Annotated in this window: 28 protein-coding genes and 1 riboswitch; of the genes, 14 read left to right on the top strand and 14 right to left on the bottom strand. The window is 73.2% G+C overall.

What is annotated here, in order from left to right; translation table 11 throughout:
• Positions 1-37 precede the first annotated feature (37 nt).
• Positions 38-757 (top strand): copper homeostasis protein CutC, encoded by a 720-nt coding sequence (locus IE109_RS09135; protein WP_189550275.1) that lies wholly within the window; start codon positions 38-40, stop codon positions 755-757.
• 243 nt (positions 758-1,000) lie between these two features.
• Entirely contained in the window at positions 1,001-1,654 is a 654-nt protein-coding gene (locus IE109_RS09130) for an HD domain-containing protein (RefSeq protein ID WP_189550274.1), read from the top strand.
• A gap of 64 nt (positions 1,655-1,718) precedes the next feature.
• Here the strand turns inward: IE109_RS09130 and IE109_RS09125 are convergent, their stop codons facing one another.
• Both IE109_RS09125 and IE109_RS09120 read right to left on the bottom strand, forming a co-directional pair.
• A complete protein-coding gene (locus IE109_RS09125; protein WP_189550273.1) occupies positions 1,719-1,988 on the bottom strand; it encodes a DUF4031 domain-containing protein in 270 nt (89 codons plus the stop codon).
• Positions 1,985-2,341 (bottom strand): DUF8819 family protein, encoded by a 357-nt coding sequence (locus IE109_RS09120; RefSeq protein ID WP_189550272.1) that lies wholly within the window; start codon positions 2,339-2,341, stop codon positions 1,985-1,987. The genes IE109_RS09125 and IE109_RS09120 overlap by 4 nt, the downstream gene beginning before the upstream one ends.
• Before the next feature lie 65 nt (positions 2,342-2,406).
• Between IE109_RS09120 and IE109_RS09115 the strand changes: the two genes are divergently transcribed.
• The 3 genes from IE109_RS09115 to IE109_RS09105 all read left to right on the top strand — a co-directional run bounded on the left by IE109_RS09115 (position 2,407) and on the right by IE109_RS09105 (position 5,828).
• Complete coding sequence (locus IE109_RS09115; protein WP_189550271.1) at positions 2,407-3,348, top strand: MurR/RpiR family transcriptional regulator; 942 nt, start codon at positions 2,407-2,409, stop codon at positions 3,346-3,348.
• A gap of 106 nt (positions 3,349-3,454) precedes the next feature.
• A complete protein-coding gene (gene murQ / locus IE109_RS09110) occupies positions 3,455-4,357 on the top strand; it encodes an N-acetylmuramic acid 6-phosphate etherase (RefSeq protein WP_189550270.1) in 903 nt (300 codons plus the stop codon).
• 67 nt (positions 4,358-4,424) lie between these two features.
• Complete coding sequence (locus IE109_RS09105; protein WP_189550269.1) at positions 4,425-5,828, top strand: PTS transporter subunit EIIC; 1,404 nt, start codon at positions 4,425-4,427, stop codon at positions 5,826-5,828.
• On the opposite strand, the gene IE109_RS09100 is transcribed toward IE109_RS09105, so the two are convergent.
• From IE109_RS09100 to IE109_RS09085, 4 genes are all read right to left on the bottom strand, one after another.
• Positions 5,806-6,489 (bottom strand): ABC transporter ATP-binding protein, encoded by a 684-nt coding sequence (locus IE109_RS09100; RefSeq protein WP_189550268.1) that lies wholly within the window; start codon positions 6,487-6,489, stop codon positions 5,806-5,808. The two genes, IE109_RS09105 and IE109_RS09100, sit on opposite strands and share 23 nt — an antisense overlap.
• 92 nt (positions 6,490-6,581) lie before the next feature.
• On the bottom strand, positions 6,582-8,024 hold the full coding sequence (locus IE109_RS09095; RefSeq protein WP_189550267.1) for an ABC transporter permease: 1,443 nt from the start codon (positions 8,022-8,024) through the stop codon (positions 6,582-6,584).
• A gap of 241 nt (positions 8,025-8,265) precedes the next feature.
• Positions 8,266-8,469, bottom strand: coding sequence for a hypothetical protein (locus tag IE109_RS09090; RefSeq protein ID WP_189550266.1), 204 nt, complete (start codon positions 8,467-8,469; stop codon positions 8,266-8,268).
• Positions 8,466-8,657 carry a hypothetical protein gene (locus IE109_RS09085; protein WP_189550558.1) on the bottom strand — a complete coding sequence of 64 codons (192 nt, stop codon included), beginning with the start codon at positions 8,655-8,657 and terminating at the stop codon, positions 8,466-8,468. Before IE109_RS09085 ends, IE109_RS09090 begins: the two co-directional genes overlap by 4 nt.
• A gap of 121 nt (positions 8,658-8,778) precedes the next feature.
• Between IE109_RS09085 and IE109_RS09080 the strand changes: the two genes are divergently transcribed.
• Together IE109_RS09080 and IE109_RS09075 are read left to right on the top strand one after the other, a co-directional pair.
• Positions 8,779-9,621, top strand: a complete 843-nt coding sequence (locus IE109_RS09080; protein WP_189550265.1) for a helix-turn-helix domain-containing protein — start codon at positions 8,779-8,781, stop codon at positions 9,619-9,621.
• Positions 9,602-9,844, top strand: coding sequence for a DUF397 domain-containing protein (locus IE109_RS09075; RefSeq protein WP_189550264.1), 243 nt, complete (start codon positions 9,602-9,604; stop codon positions 9,842-9,844). Before IE109_RS09080 ends, IE109_RS09075 begins: the two co-directional genes overlap by 20 nt.
• A gap of 22 nt (positions 9,845-9,866) precedes the next feature.
• Here the strand turns inward: IE109_RS09075 and IE109_RS09070 are convergent, their stop codons facing one another.
• Positions 9,867-10,313: an SRPBCC family protein gene (locus tag IE109_RS09070; protein WP_189550263.1), complete on the bottom strand. Its 447-nt coding sequence runs from the start codon at positions 10,311-10,313 to the stop codon at positions 9,867-9,869.
• Positions 10,314-10,423: 110 nt separating this feature from the next.
• Here IE109_RS09070 and IE109_RS09065 point away from each other — a divergent pair, with 110 nt between their 5' ends.
• A complete protein-coding gene (locus tag IE109_RS09065; protein WP_189550262.1) occupies positions 10,424-11,176 on the top strand; it encodes a TetR/AcrR family transcriptional regulator in 753 nt (250 codons plus the stop codon).
• Between the two features lie 103 nt (positions 11,177-11,279).
• Here IE109_RS09065 and groL read toward each other — a convergent pair whose 3' ends face one another.
• The 4 genes from groL to thrC all read right to left on the bottom strand — a co-directional run bounded on the left by groL (position 11,280) and on the right by thrC (position 15,477).
• Positions 11,280-12,902, bottom strand: coding sequence for a chaperonin GroEL (gene groL / locus IE109_RS09060; RefSeq protein ID WP_189550261.1), 1,623 nt, complete (start codon positions 12,900-12,902; stop codon positions 11,280-11,282).
• 309 nt (positions 12,903-13,211) lie between these two features.
• Positions 13,212-13,418, bottom strand: a complete 207-nt coding sequence (locus IE109_RS09055) for a cold-shock protein (protein ID WP_008743607.1) — start codon at positions 13,416-13,418, stop codon at positions 13,212-13,214.
• A 440-nt stretch (positions 13,419-13,858) separates the two neighbouring features.
• Complete coding sequence (locus tag IE109_RS09050) at positions 13,859-14,137, bottom strand: ubiquitin-like small modifier protein 1 (protein WP_189550260.1); 279 nt, start codon at positions 14,135-14,137, stop codon at positions 13,859-13,861.
• Positions 14,138-14,160: 23 nt separating this feature from the next.
• Complete coding sequence (thrC, locus tag IE109_RS09045; RefSeq protein ID WP_189550259.1) at positions 14,161-15,477, bottom strand: threonine synthase; 1,317 nt, start codon at positions 15,475-15,477, stop codon at positions 14,161-14,163.
• A riboswitch (SAM riboswitch) is annotated at positions 15,462-15,606 on the bottom strand. (Overlaps the previous gene by 16 nt.)
• Before the next feature lie 115 nt (positions 15,607-15,721).
• Here thrC and IE109_RS09040 point away from each other — a divergent pair.
• Positions 15,722-16,666 (top strand): glucosyl-3-phosphoglycerate synthase, encoded by a 945-nt coding sequence (locus tag IE109_RS09040; RefSeq protein WP_189550258.1) that lies wholly within the window; start codon positions 15,722-15,724, stop codon positions 16,664-16,666.
• A 45-nt stretch (positions 16,667-16,711) separates the two neighbouring features.
• Positions 16,712-18,154 (top strand): alpha,alpha-trehalose-phosphate synthase (UDP-forming), encoded by a 1,443-nt coding sequence (locus IE109_RS09035; RefSeq protein ID WP_189550257.1) that lies wholly within the window; start codon positions 16,712-16,714, stop codon positions 18,152-18,154.
• 57 nt (positions 18,155-18,211) lie between these two features.
• Here IE109_RS09035 and otsB read toward each other — a convergent pair whose 3' ends face one another.
• From otsB to IE109_RS09020, 3 genes are read right to left on the bottom strand one after another with little or no spacing between them, the layout of a single operon-like run.
• Positions 18,212-19,063: a trehalose-phosphatase gene (gene otsB, locus IE109_RS09030; protein ID WP_189550256.1), complete on the bottom strand. Its 852-nt coding sequence runs from the start codon at positions 19,061-19,063 to the stop codon at positions 18,212-18,214.
• Between the two features lie 36 nt (positions 19,064-19,099).
• A complete protein-coding gene (locus IE109_RS09025) occupies positions 19,100-19,405 on the bottom strand; it encodes a DUF3263 domain-containing protein (RefSeq protein WP_268251464.1) in 306 nt (101 codons plus the stop codon).
• A 13-nt stretch (positions 19,406-19,418) separates the two neighbouring features.
• Positions 19,419-20,639 carry an extracellular solute-binding protein gene (locus IE109_RS09020; protein ID WP_229890868.1) on the bottom strand — a complete coding sequence of 407 codons (1,221 nt, stop codon included), beginning with the start codon at positions 20,637-20,639 and terminating at the stop codon, positions 19,419-19,421.
• 175 nt (positions 20,640-20,814) lie between these two features.
• Between IE109_RS09020 and IE109_RS09015 the strand changes: the two genes are divergently transcribed.
• The 4 genes from IE109_RS09015 to IE109_RS09000 all read left to right on the top strand — a co-directional run bounded on the left by IE109_RS09015 (position 20,815) and on the right by IE109_RS09000 (position 24,972).
• Entirely contained in the window at positions 20,815-21,717 is a 903-nt protein-coding gene (locus IE109_RS09015; protein WP_189550255.1) for an SIS domain-containing protein, read from the top strand.
• A gap of 117 nt (positions 21,718-21,834) precedes the next feature.
• The gene (locus IE109_RS09010) at positions 21,835-22,770 is read left to right on the top strand and encodes an ROK family protein (RefSeq protein ID WP_189550254.1); all 936 of its coding nucleotides are present in this window, start codon (positions 21,835-21,837) and stop codon (positions 22,768-22,770) included.
• Positions 22,770-23,915 carry an N-acetylglucosamine-6-phosphate deacetylase gene (nagA, locus tag IE109_RS09005; RefSeq protein WP_189550253.1) on the top strand — a complete coding sequence of 382 codons (1,146 nt, stop codon included), beginning with the start codon at positions 22,770-22,772 and terminating at the stop codon, positions 23,913-23,915. Before IE109_RS09010 ends, nagA begins: the two co-directional genes overlap by 1 nt.
• Before the next feature lie 130 nt (positions 23,916-24,045).
• Positions 24,046-24,972, top strand: coding sequence for a 1-phosphofructokinase family hexose kinase (locus tag IE109_RS09000; RefSeq protein ID WP_189550252.1), 927 nt, complete (start codon positions 24,046-24,048; stop codon positions 24,970-24,972).
• The last annotated feature ends 7 nt before the right edge of the window (positions 24,973-24,979 follow it).

The following is a 24,979-nucleotide window of genomic DNA, read 5'->3' as shown; positions in this document are numbered from 1 at the left end:
GGCCATTGGACTAGACCTGTAGCGAATGGAGCCGGCAGTGAGCAACCGTGCAGTCCTGGAGGTGATCGCCCTCGACGCGGAGGACGCGATCGCCGCGCAGGCCGGAGGAGCGGACCGCCTCGAACTGGTCACGGACATCGCGGCGGACGGGCTCACCCCGTCCCGCGAGACCTACGGCCGGATCCGCGCCGCCGTGGACATCCCGCTGCGCGTGATGCTGCGCCTGACGGACGGGTTCGCCGCGGGCGACGTCGACGCGCTGGTGCGGGTGGCACGGGAGCTGCGCGAGGAGGGCGCCGACGAGTTCGTCCTCGGCTTCCTCGACGCGGCGGACCATGTGGACCTGGTGACCGTCGAGCGGCTGGTGGCCGAGCTGGAGGGCTGCCGCTGGACGTTCCACCGCGCGCTGGACCGGGCCGCCGACCGGGACGCGGCACGCAAGCAGCTCGCGGACCTCCCCGGTCTGGACACCTACCTCACGGCGGGCTCGGCGGCCGGTGTCGACGAGGGCCTGCCGACCCTGCTGGCCGAGGCCGGCGCCGCCCGGCGCGGCGAGCCGGGCTACGAGCCCCTGCTCCTGGTGGGGGGCGGCCTGCGGCTCGACCACCTCCCCACGCTCCTCGCGGGGGGCGTCACCGCCTTCCACATCGGCGGCGCCGCCCGCCCGTCCGGCTGGACCGCCCCGGTCTCCCCGACGGCGGTCCGCTCCTGGCGCACGGCGATCGACGCCGGGGCCGGGCCCGACGTCCAGCCGTAACCCGGGCCCGCGCCCGGCTCCGGGGACCCGCGCCCCGCGCCGCCGGACCGGGCGCGCCCGGTTCTCCGGGCCCACCCGGTCCGGTGCCCCGGGGGCGCCGAGCCGGACGGGCGGGCCGGTGCCGGGGCGGGGAGGCGGGCCCGGAGCGGCGCGTACGACGGGTGGGCCAGGAGATCGGCCATGCCCCCGGCCGGCCCCGCACGGCCCGCCCCGGCGGCGGGTCGCACCCGGCACAATGACCCCATGGCGCCCCTCCCCGAGCACCCCGCCCACGCCGACCTCCGCCACCGCTGGGCGGCGGCCGTGGGCGGTGCCGAGCATGCCGACCGGTACGCCGACGCCCTGCTCGCCCGCTGGGCCGAGCCGCAGCGGCGGTACCACACCACCGACCACCTCGTCGCCGTCCTCGACCGCGTCGACGAGCTGGCCGACCACGCGGACGACCCCGACGTCGTACGGCTCGCCGCCTGGTTCCACGACGCCGTCTACCTCCCCGACCGCTCCACCAACGAGGAGCGCAGCGCCCGGCTCGCCGAGCGGGCCCTGCCCGAGCTGGGCATCGACGCGGCCCGTACGGCGGAGGTCGCCCGCCTGGTCCGGCTCACGGTCACCCACGACCCGGCGGACGGCGACCGCGACGGCGAAGTGCTGTGCGACGCGGACCTCGCGATCCTGGCCGCCGCGCCCGACGCGTACGCCGCCTACGCCGCCGCCGTCCGCGAGGAGTACGGCTTCGTACCGGACGACGCGTTCCGCGAGGGCCGCGCGGCGGTGCTGCGGCAGCTGCTGGGGCTGCCGTGCCTGTTCCGTACGCCGCACGGCGCACGGATGTGGGAGGAGCGCGCCCGCCAGAACCTCAGCACGGAGCTGAAGCTGCTGGAGAGCTCGGGAACGTAGGACGGCGTCGCCGGGGCGGCGCGCGGTACGACCCTCAGCGGTACGGCCCGCGGCGGTACCGCCGTCAGCCGGCGGGCCGGCGCTTCGGCCGGCGCAGGCCCGACTCCGTGAGCCGGCGGACCAGCTCCTTGGAGCCCACCTCGACCGCGCCCGCCGCCACCGCGTCCGCGTACCGCTCGGACGGCACGTCGTAGTGGTCGCGGTCGAAGGCGCGCGGCGGGGCGCCGATCCGGGCCGCGAAGGCGTGGAGTTCGTCGTACGACGCGTCACTGACCATGTGGGACCACATGCGGCCGTGGCCCGGCCAGTTCGGCGGGTCGATGTACACCGTCATGTGAGCCCGCCGACCCGCGCCACCCGCACCCCGGCCTTGCCGCACACCCAGTGCGGGTCCGGCCCCAGCTCGGGCTCGACGTCCAGCGCGTGCGGGTCGCCGGAGCTGCACACCGGGCACAGCGGCCAGCGCCCGTACCGCTCCAGCAGGGCGTCCTGCACGTCCTGGGCGACCAGCCCGGCGACGTACCCGACGCCTTCCGGCCACTGCTCGACCCACCAGCGGCGGTGCGTCACCGCGTCCTCCACGAGCGAGACCACCTCGGCCTCCGCGACGTTCCGCGCCATCAGGTCGGCGAGGACCAGTGCCCGCGCGGCGTGCAGGGCCTGCTCAAGGGGGTCCAGGGCGTCCATGCAGCCATTGTCACCCCAGGTCCGGAGGGGTTGACGGCCCCAGGGGCTGAAAATACCTTTCAGGTGTGACCAATGACGTGAAGGAAATTTTCAGCAACAGGGGGAAGGGCAGACCGGGCGGGGAGGCCGCCCCCGCGCCCGCCGCCCTCGCCGCCAAGGTCCGCACCCTCGCCCCCTCCATGACCCGCTCCATGCAGCGCGTCGCCGAGGCCGTCGCCACGGACCCCGCCGGCTGCGCCGCCCTCACCGTCACCGGCCTCGCCGAGCTCACCGGCACCAGCGAGGCGACCGTCGTCCGCACCGCCCGCCTCCTCGGCTACCCGGGCTACCGCGACCTGCGCCTCGCCCTCGCCGGGCTCGCGGCGCACCAGCAGTCCGGCCGGGCGCCCTCCGTCACCGCCGACATCGCGGTGGACGACCCGATAGCGGACGTCGTCGCCAAGCTCGCCCACGACGAGCAGCAGACCCTCGCCGACACCGCGGCGGGACTGGACACCGTCCAGCTCGGCGCCGCCGTCACCGCGCTGGCCGCCGCCCGCCGCACCGACATCTACGGCGTCGGCGCCTCCGGCCTCGTCGCCCAGGACCTCGCCCAGAAGCTGCTGCGCATCGGGCTGGTCGCGCACGCCCACAGCGACCCGCACCTCGCCGTCACCAACGCCGTCCAGCTCCGCGCCGGCGACGTCGCCATCGCCATCACCCACTCGGGCTCCACCGGAGACGTCATAGAACCGCTGCGCGCCGCCTTCGACCACGGCGCCACCACCGTCGCGATCACCGGCCGCCCGGACGGCCCGGTCTCGCAGTACGCCGACCACATACTCACCACGTCCACGGCCCGCGAGAGCGAACTGCGGCCCGCCGCCATGTCCTCCCGCACCAGCCAGCTCCTCGTCGTCGACTGCCTGTTCACCGGGGTCACGCAGCGTACGTACGAGACGGCCGCCCCCGCGCTCTCCGCCTCCTACGAGGCCCTCGCGCACCGCCACTCGCCCCGCACCCGCTGATCACCGCCCTGCCCGCCCGGTCACCCCGGCCCCGCCCGGTCACCCGGGAAGCCCTGTTCGCCCTACCCGCCCCACCCGCCCCACTCGCCCGAAAGAGCGCGTACGCATGAACCCCTCGGAACTGTCCACCCTCACCACGGAAGCCTTCCGCCCGGAGCTCGCGGACATCGACCGCCTCCCGACCGCCGAGATCGCCCGCCTGATGAACACCGAGGACCAGTCCGTCCCCGCCGCCGTCGCCGGCCAGCTGCCCCGCATCGCCGCCGCCATCGACGCCACCGCCGAACGCATGGCGCGCGGCGGGCGTCTCGTCTACGCCGGCGCGGGCACCGCCGGACGGCTCGGCGTCCTGGACGCCAGCGAGTGCCCGCCCACCTTCAACACCGCCCCGGGCCAGGTCGTCGGCCTGATCGCGGGCGGGCCGACCGCCCTCCTTGAGGCCGTCGAAGGCGCCGAGGACTCGCGCGCGCTGGCGACCGCCGACCTCGACGCGCTGTCCCTCACCTCCGACGACACCGTCGTCGGGGTCTCCGCCTCCGGCCGCACCCCCTACGCCCTCGCAGCCGTCGAACACGCCCGCGAGGCCGGGGCCCTGACGATCGGCCTGTCCTGCAACACGGGCAGCGCCCTCACCGCCGCCGCCGAACACGCCATCGAGGTCGTCGTCGGCCCCGAACTGGTCACCGGCTCCACCCGCCTCAAGGCGGGCACCGCGCAGAAGCTCGTCCTCAACATGATCTCGACGATCACGATGATCCGGCTCGGCAAGACGTACGGGAACCTGATGGTCGACGTCCGCGCCACCAACGACAAGCTCCGCGCCCGCTCCCGCCGCATCGTCTCCCTCGCCACCGGCGCCTCCGACACCGACATCGAGACGGCCCTCACCGCCACGGACGGCGAGGTCAAGCCCGCCATCCTCGCCCTCCTCGCCGGCGTGGACGCCGACACGGCGCACCAGCTCCTCGCCAAGACCGGCGGCCGGCTGCGCGCGGCACTCGACCAATAGGCGGGCACCGGCCGCCCACCGGCGCGCACCCACCGCCCGGGGCCCCGCCCCCTGGCACCATCCGCGCATGACCGCAGCCGCGCCCACACCCGCACCCTCCCCCGACCCCCGCACGACCGCCCGGGCCCTCCTCCCCCTCGTCGGCGGCGCCGGCAACATCACCTCCGTCGCCCACTGCATGACCCGCCTGCGTCTCGGCCTGCGCGACCGGGCGCTGGTCCAGGACGAGGCCCTCACGGCGCACCCCGCCGTGCTCGGCGTCGTCGAGGACGACACGACCTACCAGATCGTGCTCGGCCCCGGCACCGTCGCCCGCGTCACCCCCGAGTTCGAGGCCCTCCTCCTCCAGGACCGGGGGGCGGCGATCAAAGCCGCGCGGAAGGAGCGGAACGCCACCCCCGGCAAGGTCCTCCTCCGCCGGATCGCGAACATCTTCGTGCCCCTGATCCCCGCCCTCATCGGCTGCGGCATCATCGCCGGCCTCAACGGCCTGCTCCTCAACCTGGGCTGGCTCCCCGCCGTCACCCCCGCCCTCGCCGCCGTCGCCTCCGGCTTCATGGCGCTGATCGCCGTGTTCGTCGGCCTCAACACGGCCAAGGAGTTCGGCGGTACCCCGGTACTCGGCGGCGCGGTCGCCGCGATCGTCGTGTACGCGGGCGTCGCCAAGGTCGAGGTCTTCGGCCAGCAGCTCTCCCCCGGCCAGGGCGGCGTCCTGGGCGCCCTGGCCGCCGCCGTGCTCGCCGTCCGGGTGGAGAAGTGGTGCCGCCGCCACGTGCCCGAGGCCCTCGACGTGCTGGTCACCCCCACGCTCACCGTGCTCGTCGCCGGGCTGGTCACCGTCTACGGCCTGATGTTCGTCGCCGGCGAGGTGTCCACCGGCATCGGGGTGGCCGCCGACTGGCTCCTCGGCCACGCGGGGGCGGTCGCCGGGCTCGTCCTGGGCGGGCTGTTCCTCCCCCTCGTCATGCTCGGACTGCACCAGGCCCTCATTCCGATCCACACCACCCTGATCGAGCAGCAGGGCCACACCGTGCTCCTGCCCATGCTCGCGATGGCCGGCGCGGGCCAGGTCGGCGCCGCCGCCGCCGTCTACGTGCGCCTGCGCCACCGCACCGACCTGCGCCGCACCATCCGGTCCGCGATGCCCGCCGGGCTCCTCGGCGTGGGCGAGCCGCTGATCTACGGCGTCTCACTGCCGCTCGGGCGGCCGTTCGTCACGGCCTGCGTCGGCGGGGCGCTCGGCGGCGGGTTCGTCGGGCTGTTCCACATGCTCGGCGCCCCGGTCGGCTCGACGGCCATCGGCCCCTCCGGCTGGGCCCTGTTCCCGCTGCTCAGCGGTGAGCACGGGCTGTCCGTGACCACGGTCGCCGTCTACGCGGGCGGGCTGCTGACCGGGTACGCGGCCGGGTTCGCCGCCACGTACCTGTTCGGCATCGGCAAACCGCTGCTCAGCCCACCACCTGCTCCTTGATCGTGACCCGGCCCCGGCGGATCGTGGCGAGCCGGGGCGCGCGCCGCGCCAGCGCCGTGTCGTGGGTGACCATCACGAACGTCAGCCCGTTCTCCTCCCACAGCCCTTCCAGCAGGTCCATGATCTCGTCGCGCATCGACTCGTCCAGGTTCCCGGTCGGCTCGTCCGCCAGCAGCACGGCCGGCCGCTTCACCAGCGCCCGCGCTATCGCCACCCGCTGCTGCTGCCCTCCCGACAGCTCGCCGGGCAGATGGCCGCGTCGCTCCCCGAGGCCCACCGACACCAGCGCCTCCGCCGCCCTCTCGCGCCGCTCGGGAGCCCGCAGCCCGAGCGGTACGAGGGCGGTCTCCACGTTCTCCTGGGCGGAGAGCGTCGGCACCAGGTTGAAGCCCTGGAACACGAACCCGATCTTCTCCGCCCGCACGCGCGTCAGCCGCGCCTCCGGCAGCGTCGCCAGGTCGGTGCCGTCGAGGACCACGCTGCCCGCCGTCGGCCGGTCCAGGCCGCCGAGCATCTGCAACAGCGTGGACTTGCCGCCGCCGGTCGGGCCCTGGATGACCAGCCGCCCGCCGTCCTCGATGATCAGGTCCACCCCGTCGAGGGCCTGGACGGTCTCCTTGCCGCGCCAATAGCGCTTGGTGACACCGCTGAGCTGGTACATGTGCTGTCGACTCCAGTCGTACGTAGGGAGGGGTGCGGGAACGGGACGGGTGCGGGTGCGGTACGGGTAGGGGTACGGGTGACGGGTGCGGGTCACTCGACGCGGCGCAGCGCGTCCGCCGGCCGCAGCCGGGAGGCCCGCCAGCCGCCGAACCCGCCCGCCACCAGGCCGCCCGCGACGGCCAGGGCCACGGCGAGCCCGATGGTGGTGAGGGAGACCGGCGCGGTGAGGGCGATGTCCAGCGCCCGCGACGCCGCCCGGTCCACCGGCCCGCCACCGCCGGCCCCGCCCGCGAACCGCGGTGCGCCGCCACCGGCGCCGCCGCCCGGCTCGGCGGTGAGCGTCGGGCTGAACGCCGTGACGGCCCACGCCCCGGCCAGCCCCGCGCCGATCCCGAGCACGCCGCCGATCAGCCCGTGCACCAGCGCCTCACCGGCCACCTGCCGGGTGACGCGCCCGCTCCTCCACCCCAGCGCCTTGAGGGTGCCGAACTCGCGCACCCGCCTGCCGACCGCCGCCGACGTCAGCAGCCCCGCGACGGCGAACGCCGCCCCCAGGACCACGATCGACAGCCATTTCCCGACGCCCTCCGCCAGCCCGGAAGCGGTGGACAGGGACCCGGAGACGGTGGCGGCGAGGTCGGCGGACGTGGTGACGGTGGTGCCCGGCACGTTCTCGCCGATCGCGCCCTTGACCTGGTCGATCCGCTGCGAGTCGGTCGCCCGGACGTAGACGGTCGTCACCCGGCCCTTCGCGTCGGCGAGGGTCTGCGCCTCGGCGAGCGGCAGGTAGACGTCCGCGGCGGCGTCCCCGCTGTCGGCGGTCGCGATACCGACGACGGTGTACGCGGTGCCCGAGACGGTGAGCCTCTCGCCGACGGCCAGCCCCTGTTCCTTGGCGTGGGCGCTGTCGACGACGGCCACCTTGGCGGCCGTCTCGGCCGCCCTGAACGTACGCCCGGCGGTGATCTTCGAGGACGTCAGCGGCCCGAGCCCCTGATGGGCGACGTCCGTGCCGTACACGGTGTACGAGTCGACCCCGAAGTCAGCGCCGCCGCCGCGCACATCGGCCCCGCCCCGCCCCGGGCCCCCACCGGGCTCCGCGGGTCGCACCTCACCGCGCTCGAACCGCCCGTCGACCTTCATCACCCGGGCGTTCAGCCCGCCGACGGCCTCCGCGACGCCGTCCTGCCGGGCCACCTGCGCGACGGTCGAGGCGGCGAGCGTCTCGAAGCCCTGCACCATGACGACGTCCTGGCTCTGCCGTTCCCCCTGCGCGTCCTCCCCGGCGTCGAACCGGAACCGGGGCCGCCGGACGGCGTCGCCCTCCCCGGGCGGCGACGGCTCCTTGGTGACCGTCATGTCGGTGCCGAGCCCGTACAGCGACTCCAGCACCTTGCCCTGGGCCCGGTTCATCCCGGCCGTGACCGAGTCGACCACGATGACCAGCGCGATCCCGAGGGCCAGCCCCGAGGCGACGACCAGCGCCGCCTTGTGTCGACGGCGCAACTCGCGCCGGAGGTAGGTGAAGAACATGACCGGAAAGCTAGGGACCGTGCGTGATGGCGGGTTGAGGCCCCGGTGAGAGTCGCATGAGAAGGGCCGGCTCGCCGAGCTGGGTGCCCGCCCCCGCGGACCCGTGGCCCTCCGGACCGCCCGCCCCGCCGTCACCGGGCAGGTCCACCTGCCCGGCGCTCTCCGTGTCCTGGTCGCGGCCGGTGCCGATCACCACAGCCGGCGGTTGCGTTTCACAACTGCCCCAGTTCTTCCGACTTATTCATGGCAGGCGTCCCCTCTGGTTCAACTCCCGAACGCGTGCGCGCAGCACCTCGCCCGGTGGCGCGGGCGTCAGATCGTCGGCCGGGCAGTCCCACTCCCGCCCGCCGCCCGGCGGGCGCAGCTGTACATAGCCGCCGACCCGGCCCATGACCTCGCCGATCCGCCCGTCGCGGCCGTCGATCACGTACTCGGGGGCGCTCATCGCCGCACCTCGTGCAGCGCGGCGACCAGGCGCATCGCGGTGTCCACGTTGCACCGGCCCAGCTCCACCAGCGGGTGCGGCAGCTCGCTCGCGGCCGTCACCGGGTCCACCCGCAGGGACGGCAGGACGACGCCGACTCTGCCGAGCTCGTCCCGTAGCTGGTTCACCACTTGCTCCACGGACAGCATCCCCACGACCAGGCACCTCCACGCTGAGTGTTCGGGTTCTGTACACAGCGTGGTCGATTCACGGCTAGTCTGAACACAAAGGCGGCCCAACAACCCCATCTGTGCTAACGGGAGTTGACACATGCCCGGTCCGAAGGATCTCGACCCGTCCTCCTCACCCAGGGCACTGCTCGGCGCCGAGCTGCGCCATGCCCGCGAGAACGCCGGCCTCAGCCAGGACGCCCTGGGCGAGAAGCTCTTCGTGAGCGGCTCGTTCATCGGCCAGCTGGAGGCGGGCACACGCCGGATGCAGCCGGAGATCGCGGCCAGGATCGACGCCATACTGGGCACGAACGGGTTCTTTCAGCGGAACTGCGAGGCCGCCAACAGGTCGCGGTATCCGGACCACTTCGCGGAGGCGGCGGAGGCGGAAGCGGTCGCCACGGCGATCAAGGAGTACGCCCCGCTGCTGATCCCGGGCGTGCTCCAGACCGAGGCGTACGCGCGGGAGGTCTTCCGCGCCTACCGGCCGACCGCGACGGAGGACGTCATCGACGGCCTGGTCGAGGCGCGACTGGCCCGCGCGCGCATCCTCGCCGATCCGACGAAGCCGCTGTTGTGGGCGGTCCTGGACGAGGCCGTCCTGCGCCGGAGGGTGGGCGGCCCGGCGGTGATGGCGGAGGCGCTCCAACACATCGCCCGGTTGGGGCGCGCGCACCGGATCATCGTCCAGGTCCTGCCGTTTGAGGCAGGGGCGCACAGCTCCATGGGCGGCGCCCTCAAGCTGATGGCCTTCGACGACGCCCCGCCGCTCGCATACCTAGAGGGCCCGGGCGCAGGACAGTTGCACGACGATCCCGCCACGGTCAAGCACTACGAACTGTCCTACGATCTGCTCGGGGCCGGCGCACTGTCACCCAGAGAATCCCTGGCCCTGATCACCTCAGTGGCGGAGGATTACGCCCATGAAGATCGACATCCTTGAGTGGCGCAAGTCGAGCTACAGCGACGGCAGCGGCGGCAACTGCCTCGAAGTCGCCACGTGGCGCAAGTCCACCCACAGTGGCGGCAGCGGCGGTGACTGCCTCGAAGTCGCCGACGGACACCCGGACATCGTCCCCGTCCGTGACTCCAAGAACCCCACCGGCCCGAAGCTCGTGTTCCGGGCCGCCTCCTGGTCCGCGTTCGTAGCGGGCCTCAAGCGATAGGCGCGACGCGCGGCCCCGGGGCTCACAGGGCTCCGGGGCCGTACCGCGTCTCCATCAGGTGCCGCAGCAGCGCGAGGTCCTTGCGGTTGGCTCGGCGCATCGCGGCGGCCAGGACGCGGCTGCCGCCTCCGCCCCGGTTGCGCAGGGTCATACGGGTGCGGGAGGCGTCCTCTTCGTAGGGCTCCCAGGTGTACGTCGTCTCCATCGGGAACGTCCCCTGGTCCGCGCGCATCACCAGGCACCGGCCGGGCTCGTGGGCGACGATTTCGTACGTGTGGACGAGCCGCCGCCCCAGGAAGCGGGCCACGAACGCGGCCCGGGCGCCGACCTCGACCCCGGACGCCGTCTCCCACTCGACGGAGACGATGTTGGCGTACCACTCGGGCGCGTTCGACGGATCGGCGGCGTACGCGGCGACGGTGGCGCACGGGGCGTCGATGACGGTCTCGGTCAGGACGTCGACGGCCATGGTCCCAGCGTAGGTCCGGCGGGCCGCCGACCCGCACCGGCGCGCACGCCACCGGGCGTGCTCCCGCCCTACACGTACGGGTGTACCGACGGCTCGGGTGCCGGGGGCATATGTGTCGGGGACGACCGACTCGACGGAACGGAACGGTGAGCGCCGTGGCCCCTGGGGATCCGGCCGGACGGCGCGCGAGCGACCGCGGCAGGCACGGGAAGCTCTCGCGGGAGCGCGTGCTGGTGGCCGCCCTCGGCGTGGTGGACGCGGAGGGCCTCTCGGCGCTCAGCATGCGGCGCCTGGGCAGCGAGCTCGGTGTGGAGGCCATGTCGCTGTACCGCTACCTCCCGGGCAAGAGCGCCCTGCTCGACGGGCTGGTCGAGGCGCTGTACCAGGAGGTGGAGGAGCGCCTCGCGCCCCAGGGGGACTCCGGGGCGTCCTCCTGGCGCCAGGGGCTCCGGCGCGTCGCCGGCGCCGTCCACGCCGTCGGGCTGCGCCACCCCGAGGTGGTGCCGCTGCTCGCCACCCGGATGCTGAGCGTGCCCCTGGCCCGCCGCCCGGCCGCCGTGCTGCGCGTCGACGAGCGGATCCTGCGGCTGCTGCACGAGGGCGGGCTGGACGCGGCCACCGCGACGGCCGCGCACCGGGCGTTCACCGCCTGGCTCCTCGGCTACCTGCTGGTGGACCTGCGCGCCATGGCCGACGCGCCCGAGGAGGCGGACCCCGAGCTGCGGCTGGGGCTGCACCGCCTGCCCGCCGGGGACTTCCCCCTGCTGCGGGCGAGCGCCCCGTCCCTGGCCGGCCGCGGCGGCGAGACGGAGCTGTCCGCCGGGGTCGACGCGCTGCTGGACCGCGTGACCGCGACGGGGTGACGGGCGCCGGACGACGGCCCGCCGGGAACGCCCGAGGGCGGTACCCCCCTGGGAGTGGGGGTACCGCCCTCGGAACGAAAGGACTGTGTCCGATCCGCGAGGATCAGAAGTCCATGTCACCGCCCGGCATGCCGCCCGGAGCACCGGCCGCGGCCTTCTCCGGCTTGTCGGCGATGACGGCCTCGGTGGTGAGGAACAGCGCCGCGATGGAGGCCGCGTTCTGCAGAGCGGAACGGGTCACCTTGGCGGGGTCGATGATGCCCTCGGCGATCATGTCGACGTACTCGCCGGTCGCGGCGTTCAGGCCGTGGCCGACGGGCAGGTTGCGCACCTTCTCGACGATGACGCCACCCTCGAGACCACCGTTGACGGCGATCTGCTTCAGCGGGGCCTCGAGCGCCAGGCGCACGATGTTCGCGCCGGTCGCCTCGTCACCGTCGAGCTCCAGCTTCTCGAAGACGCTGGACGCCTGGAGCAGGGCCACGCCACCACCGGCGACGATGCCCTCCTCGACGGCGGCCTTGGCGTTGCGCACCGCGTCCTCGATGCGGTGCTTGCGCTCCTTGAGCTCGACCTCGGTGGCGGCACCGGCCTTGATGACGGCCACGCCGCCGGCCAGCTTCGCCAGGCGCTCCTGGAGCTTCTCGCGGTCGTAGTCCGAGTCCGAGTTCTCGATCTCGGCACGGATCTGGTTGACGCGGCCCGCGACCTGGTCGCTGTCACCGGCACCGTCGACGATGGTGGTCTCGTCCTTGGTGATGACGACCTTGCGGGCGCGGCCCAGCAGGTCCAGGCCGGCGTTCTCGAGCTTGAGGCCGACCTCCTCGGAGATGACCTGGCCACCGGTGAGGATGGCGATGTCGTTCAGCATGGCCTTGCGGCGGTCGCCGAAGCCCGGGGCCTTGACGGCGACGGACTTGAAGGTGCCGCGGATCTTGTTGACGACCAGGGTCGACAGGGCCTCGCCCTCGACGTCCTCGGCGATGATCAGCAGCGGCTTGCCGGACTGCATGACCTTCTCCAGCAGCGGGAGCAGGTCCTTCACCGAGGAGATCTTCGAGTTGACGATCAGGATGTACGGGTCGTCGAGCGACGCCTCCATACGCTCCATGTCGGTGGCGAAGTACGCCGAGATGTAGCCCTTGTCGAAGCGCATACCCTCGGTGAGCTCCAGCTCCAGACCGAAGGTCTGGGACTCCTCGACGGTGATGACGCCTTCCTTGCCGACCTTGTCCATCGCCTCGGCGATGAGCTCGCCGATCTGGGTGTCGGCGGCGGAGATGGAGGCCGTGGAAGCGATCTGCTCCTTGGTCTCGACATCCTTCGCCTGCTCCAGCAGCGCGCCGGAGACGGCCTCGACGGCGGTCTCGATGCCGCGCTTCAGGGCCATCGGGTTGGCGCCGGCGGCGACGTTGCGCAGACCCTCGCGGACGAGCGCCTGGGCGAGGACGGTGGCGGTGGTCGTACCGTCACCGGCGACGTCGTCCGTCTTCTTGGCGACTTCCTTGACCAGCTCGGCGCCGATCTTCTCGTACGGGTCCTCGAGCTCGATCTCCTTGGCGATGGAAACACCATCGTTGGTGATCGTGGGGGCGCCCCACTTCTTCTCGAGGACGACGTTGCGACCCTTGGGGCCCAGGGTCACCTTGACGGCGTCGGCGAGCTGGTTCATGCCGCGCTCGAGGCCGCGCCGTGCCTCCTCGTCGAACGCGATGATCTTGGCCATGTGAAGTGGTCCTCCCGGACTGGGGTGGATGCTCCGGACCGCGCTGGCGCCCGCGACGGACGGTCTGCCTGCCTGAGGTGGTTCCTTGCCCCACCGGCCTGCGGACCTCACCGACCCGGTCCTTCGTTGTCACTCTCACCTTCAGAGTGCTAACGCCAATGATTAGCACTCGACCCATGCGAGTGCAAGCGCCTCCCCCGATCCGGGACGGCGTCCGGACGCGCGCGAGGGGCCCGCGTCCCCTGGAACGCGAGCCCCTCGGCACTTGCGATGTCGACAGTCGATGGTCGGTCGATCGCGACGCGGCTCTCAGCCGGCGGCGAGCTTGACCATGTCCGCCTGCGGACCCTTCTGGCCCTGCGAGATCTCGAACTCGACTCGCTGACCTTCTTCAAGGGTGCGGTAGCCGTCCATCTGGATCGCGCTGTAGTGGACGAAAACATCCGCACCACCGTCGACCGCGATGAAGCCGTACCCCTTCTCCGCGTTGAACCACTTGACGGTGCCCTGAGCCATGCCTAACTCCCCTATTACTGGCCCTTGCACAGGACCGCACTTCGCGGACCCGGGTCAGACCTCACCCACAGGCGGCTCCTCAGGCCCTGGAAGCCTGGGGATGCGCCGGCGGGCGTGCGCCGGAACGCGTCGACCGCCGCTGAATGTATCTGCCCAACTGCCGTCTGCAACAGGTCAGTCGGACGAGAATTCCGAGCACGGGTGAACGGAAAATATGGCCGAAGGGGCCAGAATCCCGGGCAAGTCGGGCCCGGCAAAGGGCGCAAACGACACAACTCGCGGGGGTACATTGACTGCATCTTGTCGCGGCCGCGCAATCTTTCATATGCGTCCGGCACAGGCGACGGCGGGGACTTCCCCAACTCTACCGCGCTCAACCATGCAGAATTGCCCCCTCCGTTTCTCTCGCGGAGGGGGCAATGTCCGTCACACCGCGTACGTCAGCAGCCGCCCGCCACGGCCGGGATGATCGACACGCCGGCGCCGTCGGGCGTGGCGGTCCCCAGACCGTCCTCGAAGCGCACGTCGTCGTCGTTGACGTACACGTTCACGAAGCGGCGCAGCTTGCCCTGGTCGTCCAGGACGCGGGCGGCGATGCCCGGGTGGTTCTTCTCCAGCGACTCGATGACCTCGGAGAGGGTCGCGCCCTCCGCCGTGACCTCGGCCCGGCCACCCGTGTACGTGCGGAGGATGGTGGGGATGCGGACGTTGACGCTCATGTCGTGTGCTGCCTTTCGGTCGATCAGGCGAGGCCGGCGGCGCGGAACGCGTCCAGGCTCGGGCGGATGGTCGCGGTCGGGCCGGTGGTCGGGGCCACCGCGTCGAGGGTCTTCAGGCCGTCGCCGGTGTTGAGCACGACCGTGGTCAGCGTCGGGTCCAGCACGCCCGCCTCGATCAGCTTCTTCGTCACGCCCACGGTCACCCCGCCCGCCGTCTCGGCGAAGATGCCCTCCGTACGGGCCAGCAGCTTGATCGCGTCGACCACCTGCTCGTCGTTCACGTCCTCCACCGCTCCGCCGGTGCGGCGGGCGATGTCCAGGACGTACGGGCCGTCGGCCGGGTTGCCGATGGCGAGCGACTTGGCGATGGTGTTCGGCTTCTGCGGCCGTACGACGTCGTGACCGGCCTTGAAGGCCGCCGACACCGGGGAGCAGCCCTCCGCCTGGGCTCCGAAGATCCTGTACGGCCTGTCCTCGACGAGGCCGAGCTTGATGAGCTCCTGGAGCCCCTTGTCGATCTTCGTCAGCTGCGAGCCGGACGCGATCGGGATCACCAACTGGTCGGGCAGCCGCCAGCCCAGCTGCTCGCAGATCTCGTACGCGAGGGTCTTGGAACCCTCGGCGTAGTACGGCCGGAGGTTGACGTTCACGAAGCCCCAGCCCTCGCCCAGCGGGTCACCGATGAGCTCGGAGCAGAAGCGGTTGACGTCGTCGTAGGTGCCCTCGATGCCGACGAGGTCACCGCCGTAGACGGCGGCCATGACGACCTTGCCCTGCTCCAGGTCGTGCGGGATGAACACGCAGGACCGGAAGCCGGCGCGGGCGGCGGCGGCGCCCACGGCGCCCGCCAGGTTGCCGGTGGAGGAGCAGGACAGGGTGGTGAAGCCGAAGGCGCGGGCGGCCTCCAGGGCCTGGGCGACGACCCGGTCCTTGAAGGAGTGCGTCGGGTTGCCCGAGTCGTCCTTGACGAACAGCCTGCCCGGCTCGACGCCCAGCTCGCGGGCGAGGTTGTCGGCCTGGACGAGCTTGGTCCAGCCCGGGTTCAGGTTCGGCTTGCCGGCCACGTCCGCCGGGACGGGGAGCAGCGGGGCGTACCGCCAGATGTTCGCGGGTCCGGCCTCGATGCGCTCGCGGAGTGCCTCGGGGTCGCCGACCGGCAGGTCGTAGGCGATCTCCAGAGGCCCGAAACACAGCTCACAGGCGAAAATGGGACCGAGCTCGAAACGCTCGCCGCATTCGCGACAGGAGAGGGCGGAAGCAGGCCCGAGGTCGACGTTCTTGGCGGTGGCGACAGTCTGTACAGCCATGGAGGCGAGGCCCTTTCTCCTCATCTTCCTCATGGCGCACTTCGCCATGAGACGGATTTGGCACCTTCCCTAGCCGGGGCCTCGCGCAAGACGTTGCGAGTGCCGACTGGAGGGTTGCCGGGGCTTCAACGGGCCGTGTCCCTCTGCCCCTCTGGATGAGCGGTATTCGATTGTGTGAACACGGACCCGACATACGACGGTCATCCGCGTTGTTCAAGACTGTAACCGAACCCCTGGACGCTCGAGACGGTCGTCCGATACGCGAGATGGAGATCACGTGCTGGAAGAGGTGGAGCGCTGGCTGGAGCGGCGGTCCTGGTCCGTGGCCGACCGGCCGCTCGACCGGCTGCTCGCGGCCAAGCACGGCACGACCGTCAGTGTCGTCCTGCCGGCGCTGAACGAGGAGGCCACCGTCGGCGACATCGTCACCGTGATCCGGCGCGAACTGATGTCCGACTCCGCCCCGCTCGTCGACGAGCTCGTGGTGATCGACTCGGGCTCCACCGACCGCACCGCCGAGGTCGCCGCCGCGGCCGGGGCGCGCGTGGTGCACCGGGACGCGATACTCCCCCGCATACCCGCCGTCCCAGGCAAGGGCGAGGTGCTGTGGCGCTCGCTGCTCGCCACCACCGGCGACGTCGTCTGCTTCGTCGACGCCGACCTGCGTGACTTCTCGGCCGACTTCGTCAGCGGGATCGCCGGCCCGCTCCTCACCGACCCGTCCGTCCAGTTCGTCAAGGCCATGTACGACCGGCCCCTGGCCGGCTCGCCCGGTCAGGGCGGCCGGGTGACCGAGCTGGTGGCGCGACCCCTGCTGAACCTGCACTGGCCGCGCCTGGCCGGCTTCGTGCAGCCCCTGGGCGGCGAGTACGCGGCGCGGCGCTCCCTGCTGGAGCGGCTCCCCTTCCCGGTGGGGTACGGGGTGGAGCTCGGCCTCCTGGTGGACGCCCTGCACACCGTGGGCCTCGACGCCCTGGCTCAGGTGGACGTGGGGGTGCGCAAGCACCGGCACCAGGACGAGCGGGCGCTGGGCCGGATGGCGGCGGCGATCTACCGTACGGCGCAGCTGCGGCTGTCGCGCGGGCACCTGGTCCGGCCGCGGCTGACCCAGTTCGACCGCGGGGACGACGGCTTCGTCCCGCGTACCCATGACGTCGACACCGAGGAACGCCCGCCGATGATCGAGGTGGCCGAGTACGCGCGGCACCGCCGCGTGGCGTGAGTGCCGTACGTTTGAGCGTTTCCGCTACGGGCTAGGTTCGTCTCCATGGCAGCCCAGATTCTTGTCGCCTCGAACCGCGGTCCCGTCAGCTACGTACCACGTGAGGACGGGACGTTCGACGCCCGGCGCGGCGGGGGCGGACTGGTGTCGGGACTGTCCGCGATCGGGCCGGACGCGGGCGCCCTGTGGGTGTGCGCGGCGCTGGGCGACGGCGACCGGCAGGCGGTGCGGCAGGGCGTCGCGGCCGAGCCGGGCGTGAAGATGCTCGACATCGACGCGGCGGTGCACGCGGACGCGTACAACGGCATCGCGAACTCCGTGCTGTGGTTCGTGAACCACATGCTGTACCAGACGCCGCTGGAACCGGTCTTCGACGCGGAGTTCCGCCGCCAGTGGGCGTCCTACCGCCTCTACAACCGGGCCTTCGCCGAGGCGCTCGCCGAAGAGGCGGCGGACGGCGCCGTCGTGATCGTCCAGGACTACCACCTGGCCCTCGTCCCCGGCATGCTCCGCGAGCTCCGCCCCGACCTGCGCATCGGGCACTTCTCGCACACGCCGTGGGCGCCGCCGGAGTACTTCTCCATGCTCCCCGACGACATCGCCGAGGAACTCCTCCTCGGCATGCTCGGCGCGGACCGGCTCGGCTTCCTGACCTGGCGCTGGCTGAAGGCGTTCCAGGACTGCTGCACGACGTCCCTGCGGGACATGGACGTGACGACGCACTGGCCCAAGGACCAGTCGCCGAGCGTGCGGTACCAGGCGCACGGACGGCCCCACCTGACGCTCCTGGGCGTGCACGGACTGGGCGCGGACGGCGACTTCCTCCGGGAGCGGTCGCGGCGCCCGGACGTGGACGACCGGATGGCGATGCTGCGCGAGCAGATCGGCCCGGACCGCAGGACGATCGTCCGCGTCGACCGCACGGAACTGTCCAAGAACATCGTCCGCGGCCTGCTGGCCTACCGGCACCTGCTGGCCGAGCGCCCCGAGTGGCACGAGCGGGTCGTGCACCTCGCGTTCGCCTACCCCTCCCGCCAGGACCTGCCCGTCTACCGCGAGTACACCGCCCAGGTCGCCCGTCTCGCGGACGAGATCAACGCGGAGTACGGCCGCGACGGCTGGACCCCGGTGATCCTGCACGTCGAGGACGACTTCGCCCGCTCGCTGGCCGCGTACCGCCTGGCGGACGTGGCACTGGTCAACCCGATCCGGGACGGCATGAACCTCGTCGCCAAGGAGGTCCCGGTCGTCTCGGACGCGGGCTGCGCGCTGGTGCTGTCCCGGGAGGCGGGCGCCTACGAGGAGCTGCGCGAGGACGCCATCACGGTCAACCCGTACGACGTCACCGGCACCGCCGACGCCCTCCACGAGGCGCTGTCCATGCCCCCCGCCGAGCGCGCGGACCGCACCAAGCGCCTCGCCTCCGCCGCCACGTCCCTCCCCCCGGCCCGCTGGTTCCTCGACCAGCTCACCGCCCTGCGCCCCTGACCCCTGGGCCGGACCCGGCCGCGCCCGGCCTGAGCCCGGGCCCGGCCGGGTCCGGGCTCAGGCGGCGGTCGTCGCGGTGGCCAGGGCGGACAGGAATCCCGCCACCCCGGCCGGGCCCGGGACCTGGAGGTCGGCGCGCTGGGCGACCTCGGCGACCTCGTCGCTGCCGCTGCACACCAGCAGGCCGGGCACCCCGTCGGAGCGCAGTTTCTCGACGGCGGCGAACGCGGGCAGATCGCCCAGGTCGTCGCCCGCGTACACGACCGTCTCCGCGCCGGTCTCCCGCACGTACTCGGTGAGCGCCACGCCCTTGTCGACGCCCGGGGGGCGCAGTTCCAGGACCATGCGGCCCGGTTCGAGGACCAGGCCGTGCCGGGTCGCCAGGTCGGCCAGCGGGTCGCGCAGGGCGTCGAACGCCGCCTGGGGGTCCTCCGCGCGGCGGGTGTGGACGGCCACCGCGCGGCCCTTCTCCTCGATCCACGTGCCGCGCCAGGCGCCCGCCCGGTCGAGGAACCCGGGCAGCTCGGCCCGGACGGCGGCGACGCCCGGGTGCTCGGGCGCGGCCCGGACGGTGCCGGTGACGGCGTCCCACCGCTCGGCGCCGTAGTGGCCGAGGACCACCAGGTGCTCCAGCCCCGGCACCCCGGCGAACCCGCCGTACCGCACGGCCACCCCGGCCGGCCGGCCGGTGATGACCACCACGGACGCGACGCGCGGGGCGAGCGCCGCGATGGCGGGGACGGCGCCGGGGTGCGCCCGGGCCTGCTCGGGATCGTCCACGATGTCGGCGAGGGTGCCGTCGAAGTCGAGCGCGACGACCGCCCGGCCGGGGCGGGCCAGGAACGCGGCCAGGCCCTCACGGCCGGCGGGCGTGGCGGGACGCGGCAAGGATTCCGGTTGGGTGCCCATGGTCGGAAACCTATCCAGGGCCCCGCCCGCGCACACCTATCGCCGCGCGTCCCGCGACGCCCGCAACCGGCGGAGCCGGTTGACGGTCACGGGATCGTGGGCGAGGGCCCTCGGGTCGTCGAGCAGGGCGTTGAGCAGCTGGTAGTAGCGGGTGGGCGACAGACCCAGCTGCTCGCGTATCGCGCGTTCCTTGGCGCCGGGACCGGGCCAGGAGCGCCGTTCCACGGCGAGGACGGCGCGGTCCCGGTCGGTCAGGTCCGCGCCGGTCGGGCCGGTCGGGCCGGTCGGGCCGGTCGGGCCGGTCGGGCCGGTCGGGCCGGTCGGGCCGGGAGAAGCGGTCATATGAGCAACATAGTCACTCGTCCGCCTCCGCGTCCTTGGCGTCCCGCGCGATGCCCGCCAGCACCGCCTCGGGGTCGCCGCCCGGCGCGACGGCCTTGCCGATGTTCCTCTTCACGCTCTCGCTCACCTTCGCCCACGACGTGTGGCCGACCGGGTACAGCTCGGACGTGGGCAGCTCCTCCAGGAACGGCCACAGCGCCCGGTGCCTGGGGTCGTCGCGCATCGTGGCGGTGGCGGTGGAGGTGACCGGGAGGATGTCGTACCGGTCGGAGAAGGCGAGCACGTTCTTGTCCTCGTAGACGTACGTGAGGAACTCGCCGATCTCCTTGCGGTGGCCGTTCTGCTTGAACGCCATCATCCAGTCGGCCACGCCCATCGACGGCCGCCCCTCGCCGTCGGGGCTGGGCAGCGGCACCATGCCGACGTCCACGCCGGCCTTCTCGGCGGCGTCCATCAGCGTGGGGTGGCCGTTGAGCATGCCGACGTCGCCCTGTGCGAAGGCGTCGAACGCCTCCTGCCGGTCGAGCTCGGCGGGGGCGACGGGGCCGGTCAGGCCCTTGCCGACGAGGTTGTTCTTCAGCCAGGTGAAGGTGGCGACGTTCTCGGCGGAGTCGATGTCGTACGAGATGTTGCTGACGTCGCGGTATCCGCCGCCGCCCGCCAGCATCCACATCATGGTCTCGGCCTGGGACTCCTCGGAGCCGAGCGGCAGGGCGAAGGGGAACTTCACGCCCTCGTCCTTGAGCTTCCCGGCGGCCGTGCGGATCTCGTCCCAGGTCTTCGGCGGCTTGGCGCCGGCCTTCTCGAACAGGCCCTTGTTGTAGAAGAGCAGGCGGGTGCTGGCCGCGAAGGGCAGACCGTACTGGGACCGGCCGACCTGGCCGGCGCGGGCCAGCAGGGGCAGGAAGTTGGCCTGGGTGGGGATGGGGAGGAGTTCGTCGGCCTTGTACAGCCGGTCCTCGGCGGCGTGGTCCGCGTAGGCGCCGATCTGCGCGAGGTCGGGCGCCTCGCCCTTCCTGACCATCTCGGCGACTTCCCGGTCGACGTCCTTCCACGACATGACGTCGACGTCGACGGTGATGCCGGGGTGTGTCTTCTCGAACGAGCGGGCCAGGCCGTCCCAGTACCCCTGGGAGCCGTTGGCGTCGTTGCTGCCGTAGTCGGCGGCGACGAGCTTGAGCGTCACCTCCCCGGCGCCCTCGCCGGCTCCGCAGCCGGCCAGCGTCGCCGCCATGCTCAGTGCGGCCACCGCCGCGGTCAGTCCTGTATAGCGGCGCTGCACGACTCTTCCCCACTGTTGTTTCCTGCCCTGCGCCGTGATTTTCCCACAGCGTGGATGAGGTCTACACCACCTGGGTATCGCTTGGCCACGGCCACCACCACCTCCGCAGCTGTAGGAGCACCCGCGCATGTCACGTACCGCAGCAGAGATCGCCACCCAGCCCGCCTGCTGGCGCCGCGCCGCCGACGCGGCCGCGTCGTCCGGAGAGGGACTGCCGCGGCCCGGCGAGCGGGTCGCCGTGACCGGCTGCGGGACGTCGTGGTTCATGGCCATCGCGTACGCGGCGCTGCGCGAGGCGGCGGGACAGGGCGAGACGGACGCGTACCCGTCGTCGGAGTTCCCGACGTCCCGTTCGTACGACCGGGTCGTCGCGATCACCCGTTCGGGTACGACCACGGAGGTGCTGGACCTGCTGGGCGCGCTGCGCGGCCGGGGGGTGCCGACGGTGGCGCTGACGGGCGCCCCGGAGACGCCGGTGCGGGACGCGGCGGACGCGGTCGTGGCGCTCGACTGGGCGGACGAGGAGTCGGTGGTGCAGACCCGGTTCGCCACGACGGCGCTGGCGTTCCTGCGGGCGGCCCTGGGCGACGTGCCGGGGCTGAAGACGGTGGCCGAGGCGGCGGCCGACGCCGAGGAGGCGCTGGCGGAGCCGTTGCCGGGGGCCTTGACGGGGGCGGAGCAGTGGACGTTCCTGGGCCGGGGGTGGACGTACGGGCTGGCCCTGGAGGCGGGGCTGAAGATGCGGGAGGCGGCGGGGGCGTGGACGGAGGCGTACCCCGCGATGGAGTACCGGCACGGTCCCATCTCGATCACCGGTCCGGGGCGGGTGACCTGGGTCTTCGGCGACGTTCCGGAGGGGCTGGCGGGGGACGTGGCACGGGTCGGCGGGACGCTGCGGGCGCACCCGTCGGCGGACCCGATGGCGGACCTGGTGCGGGCGCAGCGGCTGGCGGTGGCGGTCGCGGAGGCCAGGGGGTTCGACCCGGACCGGCCGCGCAACCTGACGCGCAGCGTGATCCTGTCCTCGTAGCGCCCGCCGCCCCGTCCGGGCGCACGCCGGTCCGCTTATCGGCATTTTGTATGCGCGGACAACAATCCACGCGAGTGGACTAGACCTTTCACGGGTTCACGAGCGACACTGTCTTCCGTGAGACACGTCATCGCCCTCGATGTGGGCGGCACCGGGATGAAGGCCGCCCTGGTCGGAGCCGACGGGGCCCTGCTGTACGAGGCGCGCCGCGCGACCGGCCGCGAGCGCGGCCCCGACGCGGTCGTGGAGGACATCCTCGGCTTCGCCGCCGAGCTGCACGCCCACGGCCGCGAGCGGTACGGCACCGGTGCCGTCGCCGCCGGTGTCGCCGTGCCCGGCATCGTCGACCCGGACCGGGGCCTCGCGGTGTACGCCGCCAACCTCGGCTGGCGCGACGTCCCGCTGCGCGCCCTGCTCGCCGAGCGGCTCGGCGGCCTGCCGGTCGCCCTCGGGCACGACGTCCGCACCGGGGGGCTCGCCGAGGGGCGCGTCGGCGCCGGCCGGGGCGCCGACCGGTTCCTGTTCGTACCTCTCGGTACCGGCATCGCGGGCGCCATCGGCATCGGCGGCGCCATCGAGGCGGGCGCCCACGGGTACGCCGGCGAGATCGGCCACATCGTGGTGCGCCCCGGCGGGCCGGCCTGCGGCTGCGGCCGGCACGGCTGCCTGGAGACGCTCGCCTCGGCCTCCGCCGTGTCCCGGGCCTGGGCGGCGGCGAGCGGCGACCCGGAGGCGGACGCGGCGGACTGCGCCAAGGCGGTGGCGTCCGGCGACGAGCGGGCCGTCCGGGTGTGGCAGGACGCCGTCGACGCGCTCGCCGACGGGCTGGTCACCGCGCTCACCCTGCTGGACCCCCGCACGCTCATCATCGGTGGCGGTCTCGCCGAGGCCGGGGAAACGTTGTTCACACCCCTTCGGGCGGCCGTCGAGGAGCGCGTGACGTTCCAGAAACTGCCCGCCATCGTGCCGGCGGCCCTCGGGGACACCGCCGGATGCCTGGGCGCGGGCCTCCTCGCCTGGGACCTACTCGCCAGTTCGGAGGTATCCGCCTGATGGCCGATCACAAGGTTCTCGCCGGCGCCCGCGTGGTGCTGCCGACCGGGATCGTGGACAACGGGCGGGTGATCGTCGAAGGCGGCCGTATCGCGGGCCACGCCCCGGCGGACGCCCCGGTCACCGACCTCTCCGGGCACTGGGTCGTGCCCGGCTTCGTCGACATGCACAACCACGGCGGCGGCGGTGCGTCCTTCACCTCCGGCACCGTGGAGGAGGTCCTCAAGGGCGTCCACACGCACCGGCTGCACGGCACCACCACCGTCGTCGCCTCCACCGTCACCGGCGAGATGGACTTCCTCGCGCACCGCGCCGGGGAGCTGTCCGAGCTCGCCGAGCAGGGCGACATCGCCGGCGTCCACTTCGAGGGCCCGTTCATCTCCCCCTGCCGCAAGGGCGCCCACAGCGAGGACCTGCTGCGCGACCCGGACCCGGCCGAGGTGCGCAAGCTCCTCGACGCGGCGCGCGGCCACGCCCGGATGGTCACCCTCGCCACCGAGCTGCCCGGCGGCCTCGACTCCGTACGCCTGCTGGCCGAGCACGGCGTCATCGCCGCGATCGGGCACACGGACGCCACCTACGAGCAGACGGTCGCGGCCATCGACGCGGGCGCCACCGTCGCCACCCACCTCTTCAACGCGATGCCCGCCCTGGGCCACCGCGCACCGGGGCCGATCGCCGCGCTGCTGGAGGACGAGCGGGTCACCGTCGAACTGATCAACGACGGCACGCACCTGCACCCGGCCGCCCTGGAACTGGCGTTCCGGCACGCGGGCCCGGACCGGGTGGCGTTCATCACGGACGCCATGGACGCGGCGGGCTTCGGCGACGGCGTCTACCACCTCGGCCCGCTGGAGGTGGAGGTCCGCGAGGGCGTCGCGCGACTGGCCAAGGGCGGCTCGATCGCGGGCTCCACCCTCACGCTCGACACCGCGTTCAAGCGGGCGGCCACCATCGACCGGCTGCCCGTCGAGTCCATCGTGCGCGCCGTCTCCGCCAACCCGGCGAAACTGCTCGGCGTGTACGACGAGGTCGGCTCCCTGGAACCCGGCAAGCGCGCCGACCTGGTGGTCCTGGACGCGGGCTTCACCCTGGTGGGCGTCATGCGCAGGGGCGAATGGGTCAGCGGGCCGCGATCGGGCTGACGCCCTCGGGAGCCGTCGCGCGGCGGCGGGGCCCGGGGACTGGGCCAACCGCCTCCGGTTTGGCATGATCAAGGCCCGGAAGCGGAAGCAAGAGGCGGAAGCAGGCGCGAACTCCTCGGGGGTGGCACGGGTGATCCTGACGGTCACGCTCAACACCGCGCTCGACATCACCTACCGCGTCGACGCCCTCACCCCGCACGCCTCGCATCGCGTCACCGACGTCGCCGAGCGGCCCGGCGGCAAGGGCGTCAACGTCGCCCGGGTCCTCGCCGCCCTCGGCCACGACACCGTGGTCACCGGCTTCGCCGGGGGCCCCACCGGCGCCGTCCTGCGCGAACTGCTGGCGCCCCTGCCCGTGCGCGACGCGCTCGTCCCGGTCGCCGGCACCACCCGCCGCACCGTGGCCGTCGTGGACACCTCGACCGGCGACACCACCCAGCTCAACGAACCCGGCCCCACGCTCACGCCCGCCCAGTGGACGGCCTTCCTCGCCGCCTACGACGAGCTGGTGCGCGAGGCCGACGCCGTCGCCCTGTGCGGCAGCCTGCCGCCCGGCATCCACGTCGGGGCCTACGCGGACCTGGTGCGCCGCGCCCGGGCCGCTTCGGTCCCGGTGGTGCTGGACACCAGCGGCGAACCGCTGCGCCGGGGCGTCGCCGCCCGCCCCGACCTGGTCAAACCCAACGCCGACGAGCTCGCCCGGCTCACCGGCGCCCGCGAGCCGCTGCGCGCCACCCGAGACGCCCGCCGCCGGGGCGCCCACGCCGTGGTCGCCTCGCTCGGGCCGGACGGCCTGCTCGCGGTGACCCCGGACGGCGTCTGGCAGGCCGCGCCGCCCGGGGCGGTGAAGGGCAACCCGACCGGCGCGGGCGACTCGGCGGTGGCGGGCCTGCTGTCCGGCCTCGTCGAGGGCCTGCCCTGGCCGGACCGGCTGGCGCGGGCGGTGGCCCTGTCGACGGCCACGGTGCTGGCGCCCGCGGCGGGCGAGTTCGACATGACGACGTACCGGGAACTGCTGTCCCGGATCACGGTGACGGAGCACGCCACGGCCGCTTGACGGAGGT

The organism is Streptomyces lavendofoliae (genome assembly GCF_014649735.1).
GTDB classification, from domain to species: domain Bacteria; phylum Actinomycetota; class Actinomycetes; order Streptomycetales; family Streptomycetaceae; genus Streptomyces; species Streptomyces lavendofoliae.
Note: the sequence above shows the minus strand (reverse complement) of the source record. Positions and strands in the feature narration are given on the sequence as shown.

What these genes read in the sequence shown, in the direction of transcription:
- IE109_RS09070 (WP_189550263.1), bottom strand. Translation starts at nt 10,313, where the DNA reads ATGGCCGTCGACGTCCTGACCGAGACCGTCATCGACGCCCCGTGCGCC.
- IE109_RS09015 (WP_189550255.1), top strand. Translation starts at nt 20,815, where the DNA reads ATGTCACGTACCGCAGCAGAGATCGCCACCCAGCCCGCCTGCTGGCGC.
- nagA (WP_189550253.1), top strand. Translation starts at nt 22,770, where the DNA reads ATGGCCGATCACAAGGTTCTCGCCGGCGCCCGCGTGGTGCTGCCGACC.
- IE109_RS09130 (WP_189550274.1), top strand. Translation starts at nt 1,001, where the DNA reads ATGGCGCCCCTCCCCGAGCACCCCGCCCACGCCGACCTCCGCCACCGC.
- IE109_RS09065 (WP_189550262.1), top strand. Translation starts at nt 10,424, where the DNA reads ATGTGTCGGGGACGACCGACTCGACGGAACGGAACGGTGAGCGCCGTG.
- IE109_RS09055 (WP_008743607.1), bottom strand. Translation starts at nt 13,418, where the DNA reads ATGGCTCAGGGCACCGTCAAGTGGTTCAACGCGGAGAAGGGGTACGGC.
- IE109_RS09080 (WP_189550265.1), top strand. Translation starts at nt 8,779, where the DNA reads ATGCCCGGTCCGAAGGATCTCGACCCGTCCTCCTCACCCAGGGCACTG.
- murQ (WP_189550270.1), top strand. Translation starts at nt 3,455, where the DNA reads ATGAACCCCTCGGAACTGTCCACCCTCACCACGGAAGCCTTCCGCCCG.
- IE109_RS09090 (WP_189550266.1), bottom strand. Translation starts at nt 8,469, where the DNA reads ATGAGCGCCCCCGAGTACGTGATCGACGGCCGCGACGGGCGGATCGGC.
- IE109_RS09085 (WP_189550558.1), bottom strand. Translation starts at nt 8,657, where the DNA reads ATGCTGTCCGTGGAGCAAGTGGTGAACCAGCTACGGGACGAGCTCGGC.
- otsB (WP_189550256.1), bottom strand. Translation starts at nt 19,063, where the DNA reads ATGGGCACCCAACCGGAATCCTTGCCGCGTCCCGCCACGCCCGCCGGC.
- IE109_RS09120 (WP_189550272.1), bottom strand. Translation starts at nt 2,341, where the DNA reads ATGGACGCCCTGGACCCCCTTGAGCAGGCCCTGCACGCCGCGCGGGCA.
- IE109_RS09095 (WP_189550267.1), bottom strand. Translation starts at nt 8,024, where the DNA reads ATGTTCTTCACCTACCTCCGGCGCGAGTTGCGCCGTCGACACAAGGCG.
- thrC (WP_189550259.1), bottom strand. Translation starts at nt 15,477, where the DNA reads ATGAGGAAGATGAGGAGAAAGGGCCTCGCCTCCATGGCTGTACAGACT.
- IE109_RS09075 (WP_189550264.1), top strand. Translation starts at nt 9,602, where the DNA reads ATGAAGATCGACATCCTTGAGTGGCGCAAGTCGAGCTACAGCGACGGC.
- IE109_RS09050 (WP_189550260.1), bottom strand. Translation starts at nt 14,137, where the DNA reads ATGAGCGTCAACGTCCGCATCCCCACCATCCTCCGCACGTACACGGGT.
- IE109_RS09105 (WP_189550269.1), top strand. Translation starts at nt 4,425, where the DNA reads ATGACCGCAGCCGCGCCCACACCCGCACCCTCCCCCGACCCCCGCACG.
- IE109_RS09035 (WP_189550257.1), top strand. Translation starts at nt 16,712, where the DNA reads ATGGCAGCCCAGATTCTTGTCGCCTCGAACCGCGGTCCCGTCAGCTAC.
- IE109_RS09125 (WP_189550273.1), bottom strand. Translation starts at nt 1,988, where the DNA reads ATGACGGTGTACATCGACCCGCCGAACTGGCCGGGCCACGGCCGCATG.
- IE109_RS09025 (WP_268251464.1), bottom strand. Translation starts at nt 19,405, where the DNA reads ATGACCGCTTCTCCCGGCCCGACCGGCCCGACCGGCCCGACCGGCCCG.
- groL (WP_189550261.1), bottom strand. Translation starts at nt 12,902, where the DNA reads ATGGCCAAGATCATCGCGTTCGACGAGGAGGCACGGCGCGGCCTCGAG.
- IE109_RS09100 (WP_189550268.1), bottom strand. Translation starts at nt 6,489, where the DNA reads ATGTACCAGCTCAGCGGTGTCACCAAGCGCTATTGGCGCGGCAAGGAG.
- IE109_RS09020 (WP_229890868.1), bottom strand. Translation starts at nt 20,639, where the DNA reads ATGGCGGCGACGCTGGCCGGCTGCGGAGCCGGCGAGGGCGCCGGGGAG.